We start from the raw sequence: 21,837 nt of genomic DNA on the forward strand, positions 1-21,837 counted from the left end.
ATCACCTAGTACATGTGTTGAATTGATTTTTCTGTGTTTTTAAGGACGTCTTCTAAGATTTTGGATCGTTCACCGTTCTCATCAATAACGGGTGTATCTAATAACTTTTTCAAGATAATCGCAAGCTCAGCAGTATAACGGATTGCAAGTTGTTCATCATCGGAGAAGTTACGATAGTCGATACCTTTCTCATCGATGATAGAAATCATTGTTGCAATATAGTCACCAAAAAGGTTGTCTGTTTCAGTTGTTAAATCTGATAATTTAACAGTATAAGTTTGTATTTCTTTTAAAATAGAAATAGCACTTTTTAATTTTTCGATTTCTACGTTAATTTCTTCCCTTTTAATTTTCATTTCTTCTAGTTTCTTTTTGGTAGATGCAGCAAAAATCACACTTCCTAATGCTAGGGCAGGGGCAAGAGCAATACCACCTAACACAGCAGCGCCACCAGCCATTCCTAATCCACCAGCAGCTAGTGATCCACCACCTAAAAATGCTAACGTTGCATTTGTGGCAGCTACTCCACTTAAAGAAGCGATAGCAGTTCCAGTGGAAGCAGCGCCAAATGTTGTTGCAGCCCCGAGTGCTCCGAAAGCTGCAAGTCCACCGCCAGCAATTGCAGAAACACCAGATTTTAATAAATCAGATGCAGCGATGATTTGTTTTTCTATTTCTTGCATGAAGTGTTTAGAATCAGATACATCTTCAAGGGAATCAATAGTTGTTTTATTTGTAAAATCAACATTTTTTAATTTCTTGAATTCTGAAAGGAATTCTTTCATTGTTCCACTAAGAATGTTCAGTTTTAATTCTCCATACTTTTCAAATTGAGTATTTGTATCTTGCCGTGCTTGATCAAATATATTAAATACAGTTTTGTATTGATTCTCCATCGATTCAGCAATATTCTTTGTTTCTTTCATGTTTTTGTATGATTCATGTCCTTTTTTTCCAGCGACAGCAGTGGCAACTGCAGCACCAGCAGCGACAGCTAATGGAATAAATGGTAATGGCATTCAAATCGTTCCCTTCATGAGAAATTTTCCCTATAATATAAATATAATTTAAATATTACGATATTATCAAGGGATATTACATATTTTTTGGGAAAAATCTGTAATATTAGGTTGGTTTAACATAGAATTCTATATGTATGTTTGAAATCTAAAACGATTGAATTGGGTGGGAATAATGTATCAATCTGTAAGGTATAACAAATATGAACTTCCAAAAATATTTATAAGAAGTGGACGAGAATGCTTTTTTGATCCAATTAGAAAGAAATTAATTTTAATTTCTCCAGAAGAAATAGTAAGGCAACAGGTTATTCAGTTTTTAATTAAAGACATGCAAGTTCCGACTGAGTATATTGAGGTTGAAGTACCGATGTCTTATTTTAAGAAAGGTTTAAAAGGAAGAGCGGATATTATTGTTTATGGTGAAAGGGATAATCAACTTATCCCTTTGTTAATTATAGAATGCAAAGCAAATCATGTTCCCTTAACGGAAAGTGTTTTTAATCAAGTTATTCGTTATGATGAAATGATCTTTGCAGATATGATTATGGTTACTAATGGTATCGAGACTATTTTTCAAGTATATTGTACAAGTACCAAATTATATAAAAATTTATCTGTTATCCCATCTTATGAAGATTTAGTTGAGAGACAGAATCTTCAAATTGTCCAGGAGAAGGTGGACGAATTGTGGGAGAGACCTGCCTTTTATGATAATTACTCTTCGCAAATAGTAGAGGAATCGAAAGATTGGGGATGGATTGGAGAAGATACTCCTAGTCAATTACATAATTTTATTATTAACTTTATGGGTTTACTACAAGATCAAAGATACCTTTTACGCTCTCAATTTTTTAATGGTGTTAATTTAATTGAAGATGGTGGATTGCGTTACATGTCCTATGGAAATGCAGCAGGTGGAACTTATCCAGGAGATTATCGATACTTTATTGTTGAAGACGGAGAAGGGAACCACCAGATTGCTAGTATGTCTATATTCGCTACAGCAAAAACCGTAAATGATCCAGTTTATAGAACACGAAAAGGGATAACTTATTTGGTTGTTGCAATAGATGATTTTGATAAGAGTCATAATTCTTTGCAATTAAGCATCGATAGATATGTTTTTATAGAAGGAACGAAATGCACAATATGGCACGATGGTACTTTAACGGCTGGAAAAAAAGGAGCTGTTAAAAGAGATAAGGTAATTCAGTTTATGAAACAGAGGGCACCTGAGTTAGTAAATGAAGATAATCAAATTATCTTGGGGATTTTAGATTATTCTAGAGAATTTAAATGGAAGTATCGAGATGTGAAGTTGTTTGTTGCTAATTTAATTAAGTATGCGATATTAAGAGATGATTTTCGAAAAGGTTATTTAGAATAAGAAATACTTATATCGGGAAGGTACTAGAACTCAGTAGGCTTCTGGTATCTTTTTTTATAAAGAAGATAAATTAGTTATTTAATATTTTTTAAAAAGTTATCAAATAACTAATTGACAAGTGAAGTTATAACTGGTAAATTTAAGTCAAGAAGAAAAAGTTATTAAATAACTAAGGAGTGAATAATGTGAAAACTAATTATGGAAGAAGTATTTATGCAGCTTTAGAAAGTATTCGAGGTTATGAAAGAGCGGAAAACTACAAAGGAATGATTTTATTAGCTGGTGTAATAAGTAAAACATTAGAAAAAAATAACAAACCACTCTCTTTGTTACCTAGTGTGTTGGAATCACATTCGAGTACACCGATAGCTATTCAAACATTTCTCTCACAACATCAAGAAGAGGAAATCGGAAAAGCAGCAGCTCGTTTGGCTGAGAACTTAGACAAAAATGCACTTCGTATGTTTTTACAAGCAGTGAGTAATGATGTGACAGGTACTATTGAGGAAGTTTATGCGATTACTTGTAAGTTAGATAATTTATCATCGAAAAAAACTAATCAACAAATTCCTTCATCAATGAAATTGTTATTTGAAAAAGAAATGATAAAAGAGACATTAAAAGATATATATATTCAAGGAAATAACGATGATCCATTTTGGTCACTTGTTATTGCAAAGAAGTATCCGAAGCTAACGGTTCATGCAGATACAATGTCTTTAGATGTATTTGATATGATGCAATTAGGTGCGTATGCATATGGAATATCCAATATTGTAATTAAACAGGGAGACGTATTAAAGAAACCGACTTTCATATTAGAGAAGGGAAATCTTCAACAGTTTGATTGTGTAATTTCTATCCCAGCAATAGGACCCATTAGCTCAAATGTTGGAGAATATGATGAATTTGGTAGATTTTTATTTGGACGATCTTCTAAACGGGATGCTACTTTAGACTACGTCTCCCATGCCCTTGCATCAACAAAGGCAAATGGTCGAGCTATAATTTTAACTTTAGGTGGTTCGCTATTTAGAGGCGGTGTAGAGGAGAAAGTTAGAACAGCAATTGCAAAAAGCAGACAAGTGGAGGGAGTAATCAAGTTCGCGAGTTCAATTCTCCTGAATACTGCGGTAGCACCCTATGCACTATTTTTAAATCGTAATCAATCTCTAGAGGTATCACCTAGTATTAGAATGGTTGATGCGAGTGAAATTATAGGAGTACAAGGTCGAGCTAAAGTATTAGAAAGTGAACATATTGAACGTATTTTATCATTGTATCAAAGTACCGAAAATGTAAATGGAGTAGCGAGCACTGTATCAATAGATGATGTCATTCAAAATAATGGAGAATTCATTCCAGAACGGTATACGATGTCCGAGAGAATTAGTTTACCTGTTATCGGTGAAAGAACTATAAATAAAATAGAAATGATGGATAGAGAGAAAACGGTTGAGCTAGGTGAGATTGCTGAATTAACAAATGGAATCAATATTAAATCAAGTGATGGTCAACATTCTATTCAGATTATCAAAGCTAGTGATATTCAAGGTGGGAAGATAAGTGTAGATGAATTAGAGTCTGTATCAGTTGCAGACCTTTCAGTGATACAAAAAGCAAAGGTTCAAGCAGGAGACATTGTATTGCTTAGCCGCGGAACATCTATAAAATTTGCAGTAGTACCAAAAGGTATCGGAAATGCATATGCTTCTATGAACTTAATGATTATTCGCCCAAAAGAAGGAGTAGATCCTTATTTCGTTCAAACGTTTCTAGAGAGTCCTTTTGGAATATGGCAAATGGAACAGATTCAAATAGGTACGACGATTCAATTAATTAAATTAAGCGATATGAAAAAGATTCGTGTACCAAGCTTAACGCAGGAAGCACAAATTCAGGTAGGTAAGCAGTATCAATTAATAAATCAAACATACGAACAAGCATTGAATGAGGCGTATAAAGCCAAGGTGGAATCAACACTAGGTTTATATGAACAAATAGGACTAATAAATTGGACAAAATAATATCAATAAGTGAAAAAGTATTTGTGTCACTTATAAGAAGTTAGATGATGAAAATATAGTTACGGTGTTTAATCTTATTCAAATATCGTAACTATATTTAAATGAATGTAAAAATTTTACTGCATATGTATAATAAGAGTATACAATATTTAGAAGTTGGTGATGGAGATGAGTAAAAGTAACTTTTCGTTCTTTCGAGAAAAGTGGGATGTGTTAGCTAACCTTGGTGAGACGGCTGAGAAGAATATGCACCATGATCCTCATACAACATTGATGAAACTCCGTTTGTTTGGGGAAACATTAGCTAAAGTTATTTTGGCAATGGAAAATATTAAAGAAGCATATAATACGAGTCAGGTTGATCGTATACAAACATTACGTCGAGAAGGTTTACTAGAAAAAGAGCTTTACGATATGTTTGACGCAATTCGTAAAAAAGGAAATAACGCAGCGCATGAAGCTGGATATGGAACGGTTAAAGAAGCTCAAGCGTTATTGCTTATGTCATTCCGTTTAGGTATTTGGTTTATGGAAGTATATGGTGATTGGGACTTTGAAGCGCCAGAGTATGTTGAACCTGAAAAGGAAGAAAAAGTAGATGCGTCGGCATTGCAAAAGGAATATGATGAGAAAGTAAAACAGTTAGAAGCAGAATTAGAAAAGGTTCGTAAAGAATCACAGTATGATACATCAGAGGACAAGCAAAGACGTAGTCGTATTTCAAAAAAATATGTGAATCGTTTACTTTTATCCGAAGAAGAGACGAGAACAATTATTGATGAAAAGTTACGTCAAGCTGGTTGGGAAGCTGATAGTGTTAATCTCACTTTCCAAAATGGTACACGTCCAGAAAAGGGACGAAATATGGCGATCGCTGAGTGGACTGTTAAAGGTGGTCGAGCAGATTACGCCTTATTTATTGGTAAACAACTTGTTGGTTTTATTGAGGCTAAAGCAAAACATAAAAAAATTGCTTCTGTATTAGATAGCCAGACGAAGTTCTATGCCCGTAATGTTTATCAGCATGAAGATGAAACCTTAATGCCAACAACGGGTGAGTACAAAGCTCCATTTTTATACGCAACAAATGGACGTCCGTATTTAAAACAATTAAAAGATGAATCTGGTATTTGGTTCTGGGATTCTCGTAAACGATTAGAGCATTCACGTCCATTAGAAGGATGGCACTCTCCTATGGATTTACAGATGCTGTTAGAACAAGATGACCAGGATGCTGATAAGAAACTAGAAGAAGAAAGTATTGAAAAATTTAGTTTACGTCCTTACCAACAAAATGCCGTGCTGTCTGTAGAAAGTGGTTTAAAGGAAAGCAAGCGGAGAATGCTAGTTGCGATGGCAACGGGGACGGGAAAAACTCGTACAGCGATTGCATTAATGTATCGCCTTATAAAAACGAAAAAGTGTCGCCGAATTCTATTTTTAGTTGACCGTAAATCATTGGGGACACAAACAGAAGACTCTTTGAAAGATACAAAATTTGAGGGGCTTGCATTTACGGATATATATGATGTGAAAACATTAGAACATATATCACCTGAGATAGAAACGAAAGTACATATTGCAACGGTACAAGGTATGGTACAGCGTCTGTTTTATAGTGACAATGCAAACTTACCAACAGTTGGACAATATGATTTTATTATTGTTGATGAAGCGCACCGCGGCTATACAAGTGATCGCGAGATGTCAGAAGAGGAAATGGAATTCCGTGATCAAAATGATTATATTAGTCAATATCGTCGTGTAATCGATTATTTTGACGCAGCATGCTTAGGATTGACGGCAACACCAGCCCTTCATACGACAGATATTTTTGGTATGCCGATTTATAAGTATTCGTATAGTGAAGCAGTATTAGATGGATACTTAGTGGACCATGAGCCACCGTATGTGTTTAAAACCGAGCTAATGGAAGCAGGGATTAAGTTCGAGAAGGGTGATGAAGTACAAGTGTACGATGTCGACCAACAAGAACTAAAATTAGAAGAGATGGAAGATACAGTTCAATTTGAAGTAGAACAGTTCAACCGAAAAGTAATCACGGAGCCTTTTAATCGCGCTGTTTTAAACAAGTTAACTGATTATATCGATCCAACTAGTAAGGAGAAAACGTTAATTTTCGCAGTAAATGATGCACATGCTGATACGATTGTACGTCTATTAAAAGAGGCTTACAAAGAGCGCGGTGATGAAGTGGAAGATGATGCTATCATGAAAATTACAGGTTATATTCATAAACCACTTGATGCGATTAAACGTTTTAAAAACGAGCGTTTACCGAATGTTGTCGTTACAGTAGACTTGTTAACGACAGGTGTTGATGTACCTGCTATTACAAACTTAGTGTTTTTACGCCGCGTGCAATCTCGTATTCTGTATGATCAAATGTTAGGACGTGCAACGCGTTTATGTACTGATATTGGAAAAACTCATTTCAATATTTATGATGCAGTTGGTATTTATGATAATTTAAAATCATACACAGACATGAAACCTGTTGTGAAACAACAAAATTATTCAATTGATGATTTGTATCAGTCATTAGCAAACGCTAATGATGAAAAAGAAGCGGATTTTTATCGTGATCAACTTATCGCAAAAATACAACGCAAGAAACAACGTCTGCCAGAAGAAGCGAAGCAGAAATTTACAGAATTGACGAATGGGAAAAGCATTGATGATTGGGCACATGAATTACAATCTGTAACACCAGAAGTAGCAAGAAAACAAGAACTTTTATTTGAATATGTTTCACAATATCGTACACAAGGTGAAAAAATATATATTTCTAACCATGATGATCGTGTAACGAAAGTAGAGCGTGGATATGGGGAAGGGAATAATCGTCCTGAAGATTATCTTGAAGGATTTGAACGTTTTGTAAAAGAAAACATCAACTTAATCCCTGCATTGCAAATTGTGTGTACACGCCCAAAAGAACTAACACGTCAAGATTTGCGCGAATTAATTACGATCCTTGAAACGAAAGGGTTTAAGCAATCTCACTTACAAACAGCGTGGAAGCAAACGAAAAATGAGGACATTGCAGCGGACATTATTACATTTATTCGTCAAGCAGCTCTCGGCGATGCATTAGTGGATCACGAAGCACGCATTAAACGTGCGATGCAGAAGGTATACAGCTTACATGATTGGACACCACGCCAACAAAAATGGTTGGAGCGGATTGAAAAACAGTTATTACAAGTACCAGTGTTAGCACCGACTCCAGAAGATGCGTTTTCAGAAGAACCATTCCGTAGTCGTGGTGGTTATAACATGTTAAAACGCGAATTTGGAGAAGAGATTGACAAGATTGTGTATACTATAAATGATTACTTATATATTAGTTAACAATGTGCCTCTATTATGAGGCACACTTTTCATGTAAAGGAAGGGAAAATAAATGAACAACCAAGAAATTGTACAAAAACTATGGAATCTTTGTAACGTACTTCGTGATGATGGTATTACATATCAACAATACCTAACAGAATTAACATACATTTTATTTTTGAAGATGATGAATGAGAAGGGAAATTCCTCTGATGAAGATAGAGTGAATATAGAGCATGTAATTCCAGAAGAGTATCGCTGGGAGAACCTAGCCTCTCGTGAAGGAATAGAATTAAAAGAACATTATCAACGCCTTCTTTTAGAACTTGGAAGTTCAGACAATAGTATTTTACGAAAAATTTATGCCGATGCAAGTACAAGCATTTCTGAGCCGAAGAACTTAGAAAAAATCATTAAATCAATTGATAATTTAGATTGGTACAATGCAGAAAAAGAAGGGCTTGGTGATTTATACGAGGGCTTACTAGAAAAAAACGCAAGTGAAACGAAGTCAGGGGCAGGTCAATACTTTACACCGCGTGTATTAATTGATTTGATGGTTAAGCTTGTTGATCCTAAAATCGGAGAAAAATGTAGTGACCCAGCAGCAGGTACATTTGGTTTTATGATTGCAGCGGATCAATACTTAAAAAATCAAACTGATGATTACTTTGATATTGATCCAGAACAAGCTGAGTTTCAAAAAATAGAAGCATTTACAGGGATGGAACTTGTAAAGGATACACATCGTTTAGCTTTAATGAATGCATTACTCCATGGAATCGAAGGACGTTTAGAGCAAGGAGATACATTATCAAGTAACGGAAAATGGATAAAGAATTTTGATGTAATCTTAACGAACCCTCCGTTTGGTACGAAAAAAGGTGGAGAGCGTGCTACTCGTGATGACCTAACATTTGAAACATCGAATAAGCAGTTAAATTTCTTACAGCTTATTTATAATGCATTAAAAGATGATGGAAATGCGCGTGCAGCAGTTGTTTTACCAGATAACGTATTATTTGAAAGTGGGATTGGTGCGCAAATTCGTCGTGACTTAATGGATAAATGTAATCTACATACAATTTTACGTTTACCCACAGGAATTTTCTACGCACAAGGCGTAAAAACAAATGTATTATTCTTTACAAGAGAAAAAACAGATCGAGATAGTACAAAAGAAGTATGGGTATACGATCTTCGTACAAATATGCCATCATTCGGAAAACGTACCCCATTAACGGAAGCACATTTTGAAGAGTTTATGCAAGCATACACTGCTGAGGATCGTTCGATTGTAGAAGATGAAAGATGGAATGTATTTACACGCGAAGAGATTGCAAAAAAAGATGATAGTTTAGATATTGGATTAATTGCTGATGAATCATTATCTGCATATGAGAACTTACCAGATCCAATTGAATCGGCAGAAGAAGCGATTGGTAAGTTACAGCAAGCTATTACATTATTAAATGAAGTTGTAGATGAATTGAAAGCGGTGGAAAAGGCTGAGGTGGTTAAGTAATGAGTAAGAAAAAAAAGACCATCGAGGAATTATTAAATGAGGCAATGACTTTTACAGAAGAGCAGGCGTACGAAGTGCCTAAGAATTGGATTTGGGTAAAATCAGAGTTTGTTGCGAAATGGGGATCTGGAGGTACACCTTCTCGAAAAAAAAATGAATATTACAATGGAAGCATACCTTGGTTAAAAACAGGTGAGTTGAGGGATAAAATTATATTTGACTCAGAAGAGAAGATTACAGAAGAAGGGTTAAAAAAATCCAGCGCTAAACTTTTCCCAAAAGATTCAGTAGCGATTGCTATGTATGGTGCAACAATAGGGAGACTTGGAATACTGGGAATGGATGCCGCGACTAATCAAGCCTGTGCGGTAGGAGTTCCATACCCCGTAACGGATAAAAAATTTATGTTTTATTATTTTTTGTCTCAGAGAAAGAAATTGATTGAAATGGGGAAAGGTGGAGCACAACCAAATATTTCTCAAACAATTATTAAGGAATTTCCATATCCTCTTCCTACTCTTCGTGAGCAAAAATGTATTGTTGAGAAAATAGAGCGATTGTTAGAAAAGATTGAGGAAGCAAAAGCTTTGATTGAAGGAGCAAAGGAAACATTTGAGCTTCGTCGTACGGCTATTTTAGATAAGGCGTTTCGTGGAGAGTTAAACTGTAATATTTATAATCAAAATAGTGGCAAAGAACAGCCCTATGGAATCCCCGAAAACTGGGTCTGGAAGAGATTTGATGACATTGCTAAAGTATGTTCAAATTTAGTTGATCCAAAATTGTATGGGCAGTTACCTCATATTGCTCCAGATAATATAGGAAAAGGGACAGGGAGCCTTTTGGAGTATAAAACAATTGAAGAGGCTAAGGTTAAAAGTTCTAAGCATTATTTTTATGAAGGACAAATATTATACTCGAAAATTCGTCCGTATCTTTCAAAAGTTGTTGTTGCTGAATTTGATGGTTTATGTAGTGCAGATATGTACCCGATTGAGACGGATTTAAATACTAAATATTTATTTTGGTACATGCTTTCGCCTGTTTTTACAGAGCAAGCGTCTACAGCTGGGTCTAGGTCGGTGCTACCTAAAATTAATAAAAAAGAATTGGGAAAGATATTTATTCCAGTACCATCAGAGCATATTCAAGAAGAAATTGTCTCCTTTATCGAAAAAGCTTTGCAAGAAGAAAGTGTTACAAAGAGTTTATTAGAAGATGCGTTAGAGAAAGTAGAACAAACTAAACAATCGGTTCTCTTCAAAGCCTTTCGTGGTGAACTCGGCACAAACGATTCAACCGAAGAAAGTGCTATTGAACTACTCAAAGAAGTATTACAAGAAAAAGTTAAATAAGTTAATAAAAGGACATCTAATTCCAGATGTCCTTTTTGTTATACCTGTAACTTTACCCGCATACAGTAATAGTAACTTTATTCTCATAACATTACAAAGATAAGGAAGATGAACAATGGCACGTTGGTATAACGTGAATGAAGCATTGGAGGTATTGAAAAGTTACGATATTACGAGCTCGAAGCAGATGATCACAAGGTGGTTACGGGAGGGGAAGATTGTGGGTGAGGTGAGTGTGAATCGTAAGGAAGGTTGGCGGATTCATGAAAAAGATTTAGAGGATTTTATTGAAAGAATGAAGCCAGGTTTGAGAAAACTATTTTTTCGTAATGAAGAATTGCAGAGTGAATTACACGATTTGAGGGAGAAAGTTAGTACATTGGAACAGAAAGAAAAGATTTTTCCTATGGCGGGCAATGTACATATTCCTGAAGACTGGAAGGTACAGCTTCAATTATCTCAAAAGCAAAGTGAATTACTATTGGGGCAAGTTGAATCTTTGGTAAAGGAGAATCGGAAGTTACAAGAGAAGAATGAAACTTTACAGAAAGAAAAGTATTTATTAATTGAAGAGAAGATACGATTGCTTGATGAAAATAAAAAACTACCTTTACGAAAGCAAAAGGATAAGGAAATAGCTAGTGATAGAGAGAATGTTAATAACGATGTGTCACAGAAAAATCATATGGAAAATGCGAAAGTGGAAAAAGTAACATTTGATGTATTTCAAGAGGTACTGGATAAATATTTAAAAGAAGAAATAACTCAACAACAGGAGCAAGTATTATATAATTATTTGTTAAAGCAGATTTTTGAGGAAGATGGTAAATTGAAAGGATCGCTTAGGGGAACGGAATCGAAGTATTACTGTCATAGTGGGAATAAGCCCTATGATACATGGAAACCTTTTGTGAAAGCTCAAGTGAAACATCTTGTGGAGAATAGGGAAAGTATCTTAAAGAAATTTGAAAAACCAAAAGAGGAAGCAGAAAAAGAGCAGGTTGAAGAACAGTAATTAGTTCTTCAACCTGTTTTTTTACAATGATATTTGCTGGATTAAGAAATTTTTTTGGTGGTAACAGTTAGTTGTATAAAGGCAATGCATGGTACGAGATTTTTTTATTTGTTCATATAAATCCCCTTTTTGAAAACCAAATACACATTTTGAAGAAATCCCAAATAATAAATGATCTTCCCCAAGCATTTTAACAAAAGAAGGTTTAGTATTTTGACTTAAGAAGATAGGCTTAGGATTTTCCATCCCGAAAGGTTCTAATGTGTACAAATCTCGAAAGAGCTGTTCTGAAAATTTGTCTATTGGTAATTTCGATAAGTAATAGGTTGGTGGAATTAGGCAGGTTTGTGTTTTTGCAGCTTCTTGAATAGCTGAACGGAATAAAAGAAGATGCTGTTCTTTCATTGGTATTGATAATCCTGCAGCTGCTCGATGCCCTCCGTATTTTTTCAAATAGTCTCGGCAATCTTGAATGACTTTTACGATAGAGAAGTCTGTTTTATTAACGCTTCGTGCAGACCCTGTCCCTGTGTTAGAGATAACGATGGAAGGCTTTTTATATTTTTCGGAAATACGAGATGAAATCAATCCGATTATGCCAGGGTGGAAATCTCCCCAAACAACAATTACGTTGTCCTTATGTAACTGATCCTGGAAAATGGTTTCTTCTGCGATTAGGAACTGCTCTTTTGTCATTTGTTTACGTTGATTGTTGATACATAATAGTTCAGTCCATTTTGCTTGATCTGTTTCATTGTTTCTAAGCATTTCACCTGTAATATTTGGATCTGCAATCCGTCCTGTTGCATTAAAAAGTGGACCGATTTGGAATCCAATCGTACTACTATCGACTGTTTTTATTTTTAAAAGTTTGAATAGTGTTTTGAGAGCTGGGCTTGGATTACTATTCATTTGTTTTAATCCGTATGAACAGATAATACGGTTTTCGTCTTTTAATGGCATCAAGTCGGCAATAGTTCCGATTGTTGCTAGTTCAATTAATTCACTACAATACTTTAAAAAGGGTTGTTTGATTGTTTCAAATAGAGCTTGTACAACTTTGAGTGCCACGCCAGCTCCAGCAAGAAATGGAAAGGGATATGTGTCATCATTTCTTTTTGGATTAATGAATGCATAGCAATCAGGATAACCTTGTAAAATGTCATGGTGATCTGTAACAATGACATCTACTCCTTTTTGTTTAGCAACTTGCATAGCTTCGTGGGCGGATGAACCATTATCGACTGTAATAATAAGAGAAATGTTTGAAGGTAATTCATTCATCACTTTTGCGGATAATCCATAACCTTCTGAACGGATTGGAAGTCGTACTGTTACATTGGCATTCAACTTCTTTAAGCCTTTATATAATAAAGTTGAAGACGTAATACCATCCGCATCATAATCACCAAAGATCATGATGTTTTCTTTGTTTTGAATCGCTTTGAAAATTCGATATACCGCCTTTTTCATATCTTGTAAAAGAAACGGAGAATGGCAATGTTCCCAATTTGGAACAAGAAATCGTTCAATTGTTTCAAATTGCTCATAACCATGAAGATGTAAATGATACAAAAATATTGGATGGATGTTTAAATGTTTTGCCATTGTTAATAGAGCTTCCTTATTAGGAGGAGTATGCGGCATTTGAATATGTGGAATCCATTTGCCGCTTGTTGATGATAAATGATGTGTATTCATGATGAAGCCTCCATATTTATATAATAGGTTGTAAAACAATTTCTAGTTCTTCTTCGCTATGTAGAATCACTTTTTCAATAATCGTTTGTATGAGCGGTTTTAACTCTTCAACAGGAACGATTGATAATGCATCATAGATGTTTTTTAATTTACTTTTCATCCATTCTTCTATTTGAGGTAAATTGATGTTTTCATTTAATTCAGTAGTAGGTTGTAATGCGAGTTCTAAAGTTTCTAGTCTTCTTTTTTCTTCTTGTAAGTCCTCTAACTCGATTAACCCTGCAGTAAAAGCTTCAACTTTTCGTTTATACCTCTTTTTGGCGGTTGCCAGTTTCATCTGATTTGTTACGTCTGTTTGTCTTTTCTGTAAAGATAATGAAGGATGTAATGAAAAGCTAAACGATTCACATAGATTGGATAGCCCTTTTTTGAAAAGTTCCTCTAACTGATGAGCTTTATATTGCTTGCTCGTACATGTTCCTTTATTTTTATTAGCTGAGCATCTGTACACTCTGTAACGATTTTTCGTTGAGCCTGACCAACCAATGCTCATTCCAGATCCGCACTTTCCACACTTCAGTAATCCTCCTAGAAGGTGTGGGCTTGTTTGAGCGCGTGGAGCAAGGGTAGAAGTTTGCATCCGTTTTTGAGCTTCATTCCATAATTCATCTGTAACAATGGCTGGAGCAGCATTCTCTTGGATAACCCACTCGTCTTCTTTTTTGAATTGTTCTTTTTTCTTTGATCGATCTTTTCGATTCCAAACTACAGTCCCTTTGTATACAGGATTAGATAGTAGTAATTTGACGGAACGAATAGACCACTGTTTATTTTGCCGAGAAGGGATGCCTAGTAAATTTAGTTTTTTTGCAATCGCATAGAAACCGTGACCTTCTTGTGTGTACCAAATGAATATATCTCGAACAATTTTTGCTTCATTTTCATAAATAACGAGTTCTTTGTTTTCTAATCGATAACCAAAAGGGTGTTGTGTAAGCCATTTTCCTTTAGAAGCAGCATGATACATATTTTCAAAGACACGTTCACGAATGCGTTCTCTTTCAAATTCGGCGACTGCTCCTAATACTTGAAGAGTTAACCGCCCCGATGGTGTATTTGTATCGAATGACTCACTAATAGAAACGAATGAAACATCGTGTTCTTGAAATAAATCAATTAATGTGAGCAAGTCTAATAATTTTCTACTCATTCGATCTAGTTTTGTTACAATGATTTTTTTGATTTCACCAGCTTTTACATCTTCAATAAGTCTCTTTAAATGTGGGCGGTCGGTGCTTTTAGCTGAGTAGCCATCTTCAACATAAACGACGACATCTTCACCCCAACCCATCGCGCGGCAATAGGCTTCTAAACGTTCTTGTTGTTCTTCTAATGAAACGCCTTCTTTTGCTTGGTCATCTGTGGAAACTCGGCAGTATAACGCAATAAATTGAGAAGACTGTTCGTTCATAAAAAAACACCTCCTTGTCCATATGTATATGAAAGAAAAAGTTCAACATGATAGAACAAGTTATAGGGTTGTCCTCATCTTCTCCCCGCATAGGTATGTTCTTATAGGGGGGGATTTGCAAATGACAGATGGAAACGTCACAATCTCGATTCGAGTCAAAAATGAACAGATGCATATTCACAATTCATTAGAACTTCTGAGTGAATCGGATTTATGTAAGTTGTCCGAGAAGTTTTTTCAATTTGAAAAGCAATTGAAAAGTTTAGCAGCCGTTCACCTCCTCCAATGTAATGAAAGTAAATGTAATATAGAGCAAGTTCAAATTGAAATGAAACAGCAAAAGGAGAGTGCATCCTTCATTGGATAGACTCTCCCTTTTTTCTGTTTGTATTCATATTTATGAACATTTTATTTTTATTTATGAATAAGTTTCCGATAGGTGTCTATACTATGCATAGAAATTATTTCAAGTTTTGTTGGAAGATATTGAGTCCTTTTTCTAATGTTTCAAGCAAAAAAGCAGCAGCTTCTGGGTTTTGTTGATGCAAATTCAATAAAGGTTCTTGCATGGCATTTACTTGTAAAACAAAATTTTGTTCCGTTTCATTTAATGAATGGATTGAGCTAAATAACCCTAATTCTTCTTGAAGTTTTGGAAGAAGTCGAAGAGGAATGTTATCTGTTTTACCAGTCTCTAAATGACTTAAATATCCTGCTGAGACATCAAGTGTAGCTGCGAAATTATTTAAACTAATGCCTTTTTTTTCGCGTAACATACGAATGGTTGCTCCTACATTTTCTAACAAATTTGTTCAGCTCCTTATAAAAAGATATAAACGGAAAGGGAATGATTGAAATGTCAAAGATGAAAGAAATGAAAAAATTAACACTTGGTTCCGTACAATATGTTCATGATCCTGAAGCAGCGCAAAAATGGTTTGATTTATATATCGAGTGCGTAAAAGAAAAGGTACTAAAAGAAACTTCTAAAAATGATGGACAAGCGTATATTGAAAATAAAGAAGGAGGTGAGTTTCAGTATTGAAACGAACAGTTGCTTATTATAGAAGTTCAACAACGCTCCAAGAGAATTCGATTGTAATGCAACGCTCAAAAGTGGTTCATTACAGTGTCCAAAAGAAATTACCAATTCATGAAGAATATACAGATGAATATGTATCATCTCGAAAGGTTAAATTGTTAGATCGTCCTAATATGGCGCGGTTAATACAAGATATTAAAGAGGGAACGATTGAACGAATTCTTGTATATAAGAGAGATCGATTAGCTAGAAATTTAAATGAACACTTGGAACTATATAAGTTGTTCAAAGAGTATAATATTGAAGTTTGTTTTGCATCTGAAAATGAAATTCCTATGACATATACTGCAATCGGTGAATATCTTGAGTGTATTTTAGGTGCCATGAATGAGCATGAAGGAAAACAAATTGCTGAACGGATTATGGAAACTAGAATTGCGAATTTTATATCAGGTAAATCATCAGGTAATGTGCCTTTTGGTTATAAAACGAAAAAACGAGATAACAGTAGTACATTTATTGAACGTATAGAACCAGAGCTAAAGATTGTAAGAGAAATATATGATGCAATTTTGAGTGATAAATATAAAACATTACAGGAACTGTATCGTGATTTTAATGCACAAGGAAAGCTGAAGAGAAAAACAAGCTGGCATCAACAACTTATCCTTGAAACGGTGTCTAATCCGTTGTACATGGGAACGCAAAAAATGAATTCAAATAATCAGTCGATACCTAGATATTTAACTGAATTGTCGATTGTTAATGAAGAAGAGTGGAACGAAGCCAACGATAAAATTTTAGGTATGCTAGTCAAACGAAAGCCTAATGTAGCTAAATTTCGGTTTCCGTTAAAAGAAATCCTGCAATGTTATGAATGCCGAAAAGATTTGACTACGAATGAAAGAATGCGAAATAGGAAAAAGTATAAAGTTTATGAATGTAAAGAGCATAATGTATTTGTAGTAGCTGATAGCATCGAAAAAGATATTATAAGACATGGAAAAGAGTTTTTTACAAAGATGCTTCGAAGCGATTTTGAAAAATTATATAAACGTAGTCAACAGAAAAGTGTTGAACAGCTACAAAAATGGATAAAAGAACAGGAAAGAATAGTAAGTAATCAAGAAATACAGCTTGCGAAAAAAATTGATCGATGGTTAAAAAACGAAAGTGTTCATCATAAAAAAGAAATGGATTTGACTTACGATGAGTTGAAAGAAGAGAAAAATCGATTAGTGAAGTTACAAAAAAGATTATATGAAATCAAGCATATTAAAGAACAAGCGCAGCAATGGTGTAATGATTTGAAATATGAAAATATCATTTTGGAATTAAGCGAAGAAAAACGAAAAGAATTTTATCGTGACATAATTGAAGTGATTTATATCAGTGATTATGAGTATCATATTATTTTTAAACATCCTTTTATGATGGTACAGGAGGTTTATTGTGAGCCAGAAAATAGCTTATCAACGTCTTGAAGACATATTGAAAAAGGGAAGTAGAATAGCGCTTTACGCTCGATATTCCACGGGTAAACAAGATGAGAATGCGCAAATCCACGACGTAAGAAAATTTTTATCGGATTATGGCTGTGAATTATTAGACAATAATATATATATTGATCCGAAGACGTCTGCTGTTAAGGTGCCGATGGATCAAAGGAAGGATTTGCAGAGATTAATAAAAGATTCTAAGGAAAATAAGTTTGATTGTATTGTTTCTTATAAAAATGACAGAATTGCGAGGAATACGCAAGAACATAATGAGCTTCGAACAGAAATGCAAAGGCTCGGAATGCCAGTTGTTTTAAGTAGTACGAGAGAAATATATACAGTAGGAGAAATTGTTCCTCTGACAATAAAGGATGCGTTGACTCAAATTGAACCTCTACTAATTGCAGAACGAACAAGAGATACATTTAGCAGTAAAATAGAAAATGGTGAATGGACTGGTGGACAGGCACCGTATGGATATATTTACGATAAAGAAACAGAACTTTTTGAAATTACAGGTAAAAAAGTGGAAGTTGTACAGGAGATTTTTCGTTTATTTAAATTAGGATATGGGCTCCAGCAAATTGCAAATAAACTCATTGCAGATAGGCGGGATATAGGGCAGAAGTGGTACAAAGACAAAATTAAATATATTATTACGAATCCTTTCTATGCAGGACATATGACGATGAATCGTTATGTAAAAGGTAAGCTCCAGTTGAAAATGGAGACATGGACGTGGTCTAAAAAACAAGAAAGTATTCCAGCAATCATGTCGCGAGACGAATGGGAATATTGTTTTTATTTATATGTTGAGAGACGAAAAAGTCAAACGGTACGAAAAAGCAGCACTCCTTTCTGGTTACGAGATATATTGCATTGTAACGAGTGTCAACTGCCATTCAAAACAAAAAATCAAAAAACGAAAAGTAAACGTAAAAATGGCGAAAAAGTGGAGTATGGAAAGATTCTATACGAATGTAGAAATTGTGGTTTGAAGTTAGAAACAGAAAAAATACATGATAAGTTCAAAGAAGATGTGGGGAGAGTTTTAAAAAAATTATTAGAAAAACATCGAGAAAACTTGATACAACAAACGCAGTTGCAAATTGAAAAAGAACATGAAGAAATTACTAATGTTCAAAAAGAATTAGCGAATAAACGAATCAAACTCATTGAAAATATTGATGTGTTAGATAAAAAGATTAGTCAATTATACAAGGACATAACAACGGGAAAGGGTCTTAAAGCGAATCATACAGAAGATGTATTAGGTAAAGAGGATGAACAAGATGATTGGAATAGTAAGCTTGTAGAAATATTGCTTACAGGAAGATCACAAAAGCATAATGACTTGGAGGAAATAAAGCAGCAACAGCAACTGTTAGAGGATAAACAAGAAAGTTTAAACATTGTAATGAATGCACTGAAAAATCAATATCAAGATGAGTTACTCAACTTTTCATTTGACCCAGAAAACGAAAAGTCCATGCGAAATTTTTTACTACAATTTGTTAAGGCGGTATATGTATCGAGGGATATGCGCTTAGATTACAAAATATATGAAAACTTAATCAGTGAATGAACCACCTACCATGAATAGGTGGTTTATTTGTTTTGTGTAGGGAGTTTCTGTATCCCAAAAATAAATTTTCCACTTCGCTCAAGATTTGTGAGAAAATAAATGAGAAGCATATATTGTGCTGGCAGATGACGATACATTTACTTTATTTCTCATTACAATCCTTCTTAGGATTGTAATGAAAAATGAACAAAAATAGATGATCTAATGTGTTGATATATCAAGTGTGTACAAGCTATCGGCTCGGTAAGAAGATAAAGATGACCGAAAAGTTGTAGTATCAATAAATGGACAAGCTTTTATTAATTTGTACAGGCTGAGAACGGCTACTTTGATTGAAAGTCAATAAAGAGTTGCAATCAAATTATGCTCCCCTTCGCTAAAACTCGTTCTTATATTTTCTATGAAACTACTTGAAGTGATAAAATAAATCTCGGTTTTAGCGCAATATTAGATACATACAGCTGATGGAATTCTCGGTAATAACAAGTGCTAGCGATCGCTGTTATTTGTTATTACCGAGAAAAAGGGGACAAGGAGTGCTTGTCCCTAGTGGTTTCAAGGGTTCTTGTCCATTTCGCATAGTTGCTACATTTTCAAATTTTAGCGCTCTCGGTTTTTAGGAAAAACATAAATGATCCTCTCGGTTTTAGAACTTGTTCGGTCTTGTCCCATTTTCAAAGATTTGTAGAAAAGAATCGATTTTTATTAGGTATATTCGATCATAGTGATTAAATATGCCTTTCTATTATTTACTAGGATAAAGTTACTGTTATAGCATTACTATTGTAAATTTGCTTAGGTAATATTATTAAGATTCTAAGAAAGATGGCATAGTATATAGCCTCAAAACCAAGCTTGATATAGCTTGGTTTTGAGGTTGAATTTAGTTTTTATCCTCTGTAAAATGATCTTTAATGTCCTGCATAGCAGTAGGGAGGTCTTTTTCACCTTTTGCTACTTCAATAAAATTATCAAAACCTACAGAAGCACCTTCAGAAAATTTATCCCATTCCATGTTTTTCACCTCTATTATTTTATATTGAATTACTATTTACAGTCTTCAATTTGTTTTGCAAGTTCATTTCCAGCAATAGCACCTGCAGCTGTTCCTGTAATTGAGCCAACACCAAAACCAATTGCTGCACCTACAGGTCCACCACATACTAACCCTAATCCTGTTAATAAAGATGCCCCAGAGGCTCCTCCAACAACTCCACCAGTTAAATTACTTACAACTCTAGAAAGCACGACTTGTCCTCCTTTTAAAATGTAATTTTAGTTTTCTTTTCTTTTGTGTAGCACCCTTCTTAAAGTAATTTTTTCCAATTTTTAGAATTATAAACATTAAGTAAGATAAACTTGTCTCATGTTTTCTATTCTTGTCTCATATATTTACTGTATAGGAGAAGAGGAGGGAAAACGTAATGAGTCAAGATCGTGCACTTGCATATGCTATCGATGAAATTACAGAAATTGCGACGGGATTTGGGCTGGATTTTTATCCGATGAGATATGAAGTTTGTCCTGCTGAAATTATTTATACATTCGGGGCATATGGAATGCCTACTCGTTTTTCACATTGGAGCTTTGGAAAACAATTTTTTAAAATGAAGCTTCATTATGATCTAGGACTAAGCAAAATTTATGAATTGGTAATTAACTCGAATCCATGTTATGCGTTCTTATTAGATACAAATAGCCTTATTCAAAATAAGTTGATTGTTGCACATGTGCTGGCACATTGTGATTTCTTCAAAAATAATATTAGATTTTCAAATACTAAACGAGACATGGTCGAAAGTATGGCTGCGACCGCAGAAAGAATAAAAGCATATGAGCACGAATACGGAAGACAGGAAGTCGAAAAGTTTTTAGATGCGGTACTGGCGATTCAAGAACACATTGATCCTTCATTGGTAAGAAATAAACTAGCGTGGACAATAGATGATATGTATGTGGAAGAAAAAGAAGAAACAAGAAAAACGGTTTATGATGATTTATGGGGTTTAGATGATGCGAAGAAAAAGAGAGAATCTCCACTTATCCGTAAAAAAAAGAAATTCCCACCGCAACCAGAAAAAGATTTATTGTTGTTTATCGAAGAATATAGTCGTGAGTTGGAAGAATGGCAACGGGATATTTTAACGATGTTGCGCGAAGAAATGCTTTACTTTTGGGCACAAATGGAAACGAAAATTATGAATGAAGGCTGGGCAAGTCTATGGCATCAAAGGATTTTACGAGAAATGGATTTAACTTCAAGTGAAGCAATTGAGTTTGCAAAATTAAATGCGGGTGTAGTTCAGCCTTCAAAAACAAGCATTAATCCGTACTACCTCGGAATCAAAATGTTTGAGCATATTGAAGAGCGATATGACAATCCAACTGAGGAAATGAAAAGAAGAGGAATAAAACCTGAATCAGGTAAGCAGAAGATTTTTGAAGTGCGTGAGATGGACAGTGATACATCCTTCATTCGTAATTATTTAACGAAAGAATTAGTTATGCGAGAAGATATGTACTTGTTCCAAAGGCAAGGGAAAGAATACAAAGTAGTAGATAAAGAGTGGGAACATGTAAGAGATCAACTCGTAAATATGAGAACAAACGGTGGCTTTCCATATCTGATGGTTGAAGATGGAGATTACTTAAAAACTGGTGAATTATACTTAAAGCATTATTATGAAGGAATTGAACTTGATTTGAAGTATTTGGAGAAAGTATTGCCTTATATGTATCAGCTATGGGGAAGAACGGTGCATATGGAGTCGGTTGTGGAGAATAAGGGTGTTGTTTTCTCTTATGATGGGAAGATGGTGCATAGGAAGTATGTGTGAGTGTGAAAGCAAGC

The 21,837-nt window shown here is 34.7% G+C and carries 17 protein-coding genes; 11 read left to right on the forward strand and 6 right to left on the reverse strand.

The features are described 5' to 3' along the window. Positions 1-5: 5 nt before the first annotated feature. Positions 6-1,019 carry a hypothetical protein gene (locus PDK19_RS07095; RefSeq protein ID WP_097648729.1) on the reverse strand — a complete coding sequence of 338 codons (1,014 nt, stop codon included), beginning with the start codon at positions 1,017-1,019 and terminating at the stop codon, positions 6-8. A 175-nt stretch (positions 1,020-1,194) separates the two neighbouring features. Between PDK19_RS07095 and PDK19_RS07100 the strand changes: the two genes are divergently transcribed. From PDK19_RS07100 to PDK19_RS07125, 6 genes are all read left to right on the forward strand, one after another. Further along, positions 1,195-2,409 (forward strand): type I restriction enzyme HsdR N-terminal domain-containing protein, encoded by a 1,215-nt coding sequence (locus tag PDK19_RS07100; RefSeq protein ID WP_097648730.1) that lies wholly within the window; start codon positions 1,195-1,197, stop codon positions 2,407-2,409. A gap of 185 nt (positions 2,410-2,594) precedes the next feature. Further along, on the forward strand, positions 2,595-4,436 hold the full coding sequence (locus tag PDK19_RS07105; protein ID WP_255254327.1) for an N-6 DNA methylase: 1,842 nt from the start codon (positions 2,595-2,597) through the stop codon (positions 4,434-4,436). A gap of 168 nt (positions 4,437-4,604) precedes the next feature. Next, positions 4,605-7,811, forward strand: a complete 3,207-nt coding sequence (gene hsdR / locus PDK19_RS07110; protein ID WP_097648732.1) for a type I restriction-modification system endonuclease — start codon at positions 4,605-4,607, stop codon at positions 7,809-7,811. 52 nt (positions 7,812-7,863) lie between these two features. Then, positions 7,864-9,318: a class I SAM-dependent DNA methyltransferase gene (locus PDK19_RS07115; RefSeq protein ID WP_097648733.1), complete on the forward strand. Its 1,455-nt coding sequence runs from the start codon at positions 7,864-7,866 to the stop codon at positions 9,316-9,318. Then, the gene (locus PDK19_RS07120; protein ID WP_097648734.1) at positions 9,318-10,673 is read left to right on the forward strand and encodes a restriction endonuclease subunit S; all 1,356 of its coding nucleotides are present in this window, start codon (positions 9,318-9,320) and stop codon (positions 10,671-10,673) included. Before PDK19_RS07115 ends, PDK19_RS07120 begins: the two co-directional genes overlap by 1 nt. A gap of 115 nt (positions 10,674-10,788) precedes the next feature. Continuing rightward, positions 10,789-11,688 (forward strand): helix-turn-helix domain-containing protein, encoded by a 900-nt coding sequence (locus tag PDK19_RS07125; RefSeq protein ID WP_097648735.1) that lies wholly within the window; start codon positions 10,789-10,791, stop codon positions 11,686-11,688. Positions 11,689-11,709: 21 nt separating this feature from the next. On the opposite strand, the gene recJ is transcribed toward PDK19_RS07125, so the two are convergent. Beyond that, the gene (recJ, locus tag PDK19_RS07130; protein ID WP_097648736.1) at positions 11,710-13,389 is read right to left on the reverse strand and encodes a single-stranded-DNA-specific exonuclease RecJ; all 1,680 of its coding nucleotides are present in this window, start codon (positions 13,387-13,389) and stop codon (positions 11,710-11,712) included. Between the two features lie 16 nt (positions 13,390-13,405). Next, positions 13,406-14,860, reverse strand: coding sequence for a recombinase family protein (locus PDK19_RS07135; protein WP_001005465.1), 1,455 nt, complete (start codon positions 14,858-14,860; stop codon positions 13,406-13,408). 121 nt (positions 14,861-14,981) lie between these two features. Between PDK19_RS07135 and PDK19_RS07140 the strand changes: the two genes are divergently transcribed. Further along, positions 14,982-15,227, forward strand: a complete 246-nt coding sequence (locus PDK19_RS07140) for a hypothetical protein (protein ID WP_000129405.1) — start codon at positions 14,982-14,984, stop codon at positions 15,225-15,227. A gap of 94 nt (positions 15,228-15,321) precedes the next feature. Here PDK19_RS07140 and PDK19_RS07145 read toward each other — a convergent pair whose 3' ends face one another. Then, positions 15,322-15,666, reverse strand: coding sequence for a helix-turn-helix domain-containing protein (locus PDK19_RS07145; RefSeq protein WP_000892710.1), 345 nt, complete (start codon positions 15,664-15,666; stop codon positions 15,322-15,324). A gap of 50 nt (positions 15,667-15,716) precedes the next feature. Here PDK19_RS07145 and PDK19_RS07150 point away from each other — a divergent pair, with 50 nt between their 5' ends. The 3 genes from PDK19_RS07150 to PDK19_RS07160 are packed head-to-tail and all read left to right on the forward strand — an operon-like array spanning position 15,717 to position 18,986. Beyond that, on the forward strand, positions 15,717-15,905 hold the full coding sequence (locus PDK19_RS07150; RefSeq protein WP_000041401.1) for a hypothetical protein: 189 nt from the start codon (positions 15,717-15,719) through the stop codon (positions 15,903-15,905). Beyond that, positions 15,902-17,386 carry a recombinase family protein gene (locus tag PDK19_RS07155; protein WP_097648737.1) on the forward strand — a complete coding sequence of 495 codons (1,485 nt, stop codon included), beginning with the start codon at positions 15,902-15,904 and terminating at the stop codon, positions 17,384-17,386. Before PDK19_RS07150 ends, PDK19_RS07155 begins: the two co-directional genes overlap by 4 nt. Next, entirely contained in the window at positions 17,355-18,986 is a 1,632-nt protein-coding gene (locus PDK19_RS07160) for a recombinase family protein (RefSeq protein WP_097648738.1), read from the forward strand. Before PDK19_RS07155 ends, PDK19_RS07160 begins: the two co-directional genes overlap by 32 nt. Positions 18,987-19,869: 883 nt before the next feature. On the opposite strand, the gene PDK19_RS07165 is transcribed toward PDK19_RS07160, so the two are convergent. Together PDK19_RS07165 and PDK19_RS07170 are read right to left on the reverse strand one after the other, a co-directional pair. Then, entirely contained in the window at positions 19,870-20,001 is a 132-nt protein-coding gene (locus PDK19_RS07165) for a hypothetical protein (RefSeq protein ID WP_255254328.1), read from the reverse strand. 32 nt (positions 20,002-20,033) lie between these two features. Further along, positions 20,034-20,234 (reverse strand): glycine zipper family protein, encoded by a 201-nt coding sequence (locus tag PDK19_RS07170; protein ID WP_097648739.1) that lies wholly within the window; start codon positions 20,232-20,234, stop codon positions 20,034-20,036. 176 nt (positions 20,235-20,410) lie between these two features. Between PDK19_RS07170 and PDK19_RS07175 the strand changes: the two genes are divergently transcribed. Next, on the forward strand, positions 20,411-21,823 hold the full coding sequence (locus PDK19_RS07175; RefSeq protein WP_097648740.1) for a SpoVR family protein: 1,413 nt from the start codon (positions 20,411-20,413) through the stop codon (positions 21,821-21,823). Positions 21,824-21,837: the final 14 nt, after the last annotated feature.

The organism is Bacillus cereus group sp. BcHK124, from assembly GCF_027712065.1.
GTDB classification, from domain to species: Bacteria; Bacillota; Bacilli; order Bacillales; family Bacillaceae_G; genus Bacillus_A; species Bacillus_A pacificus.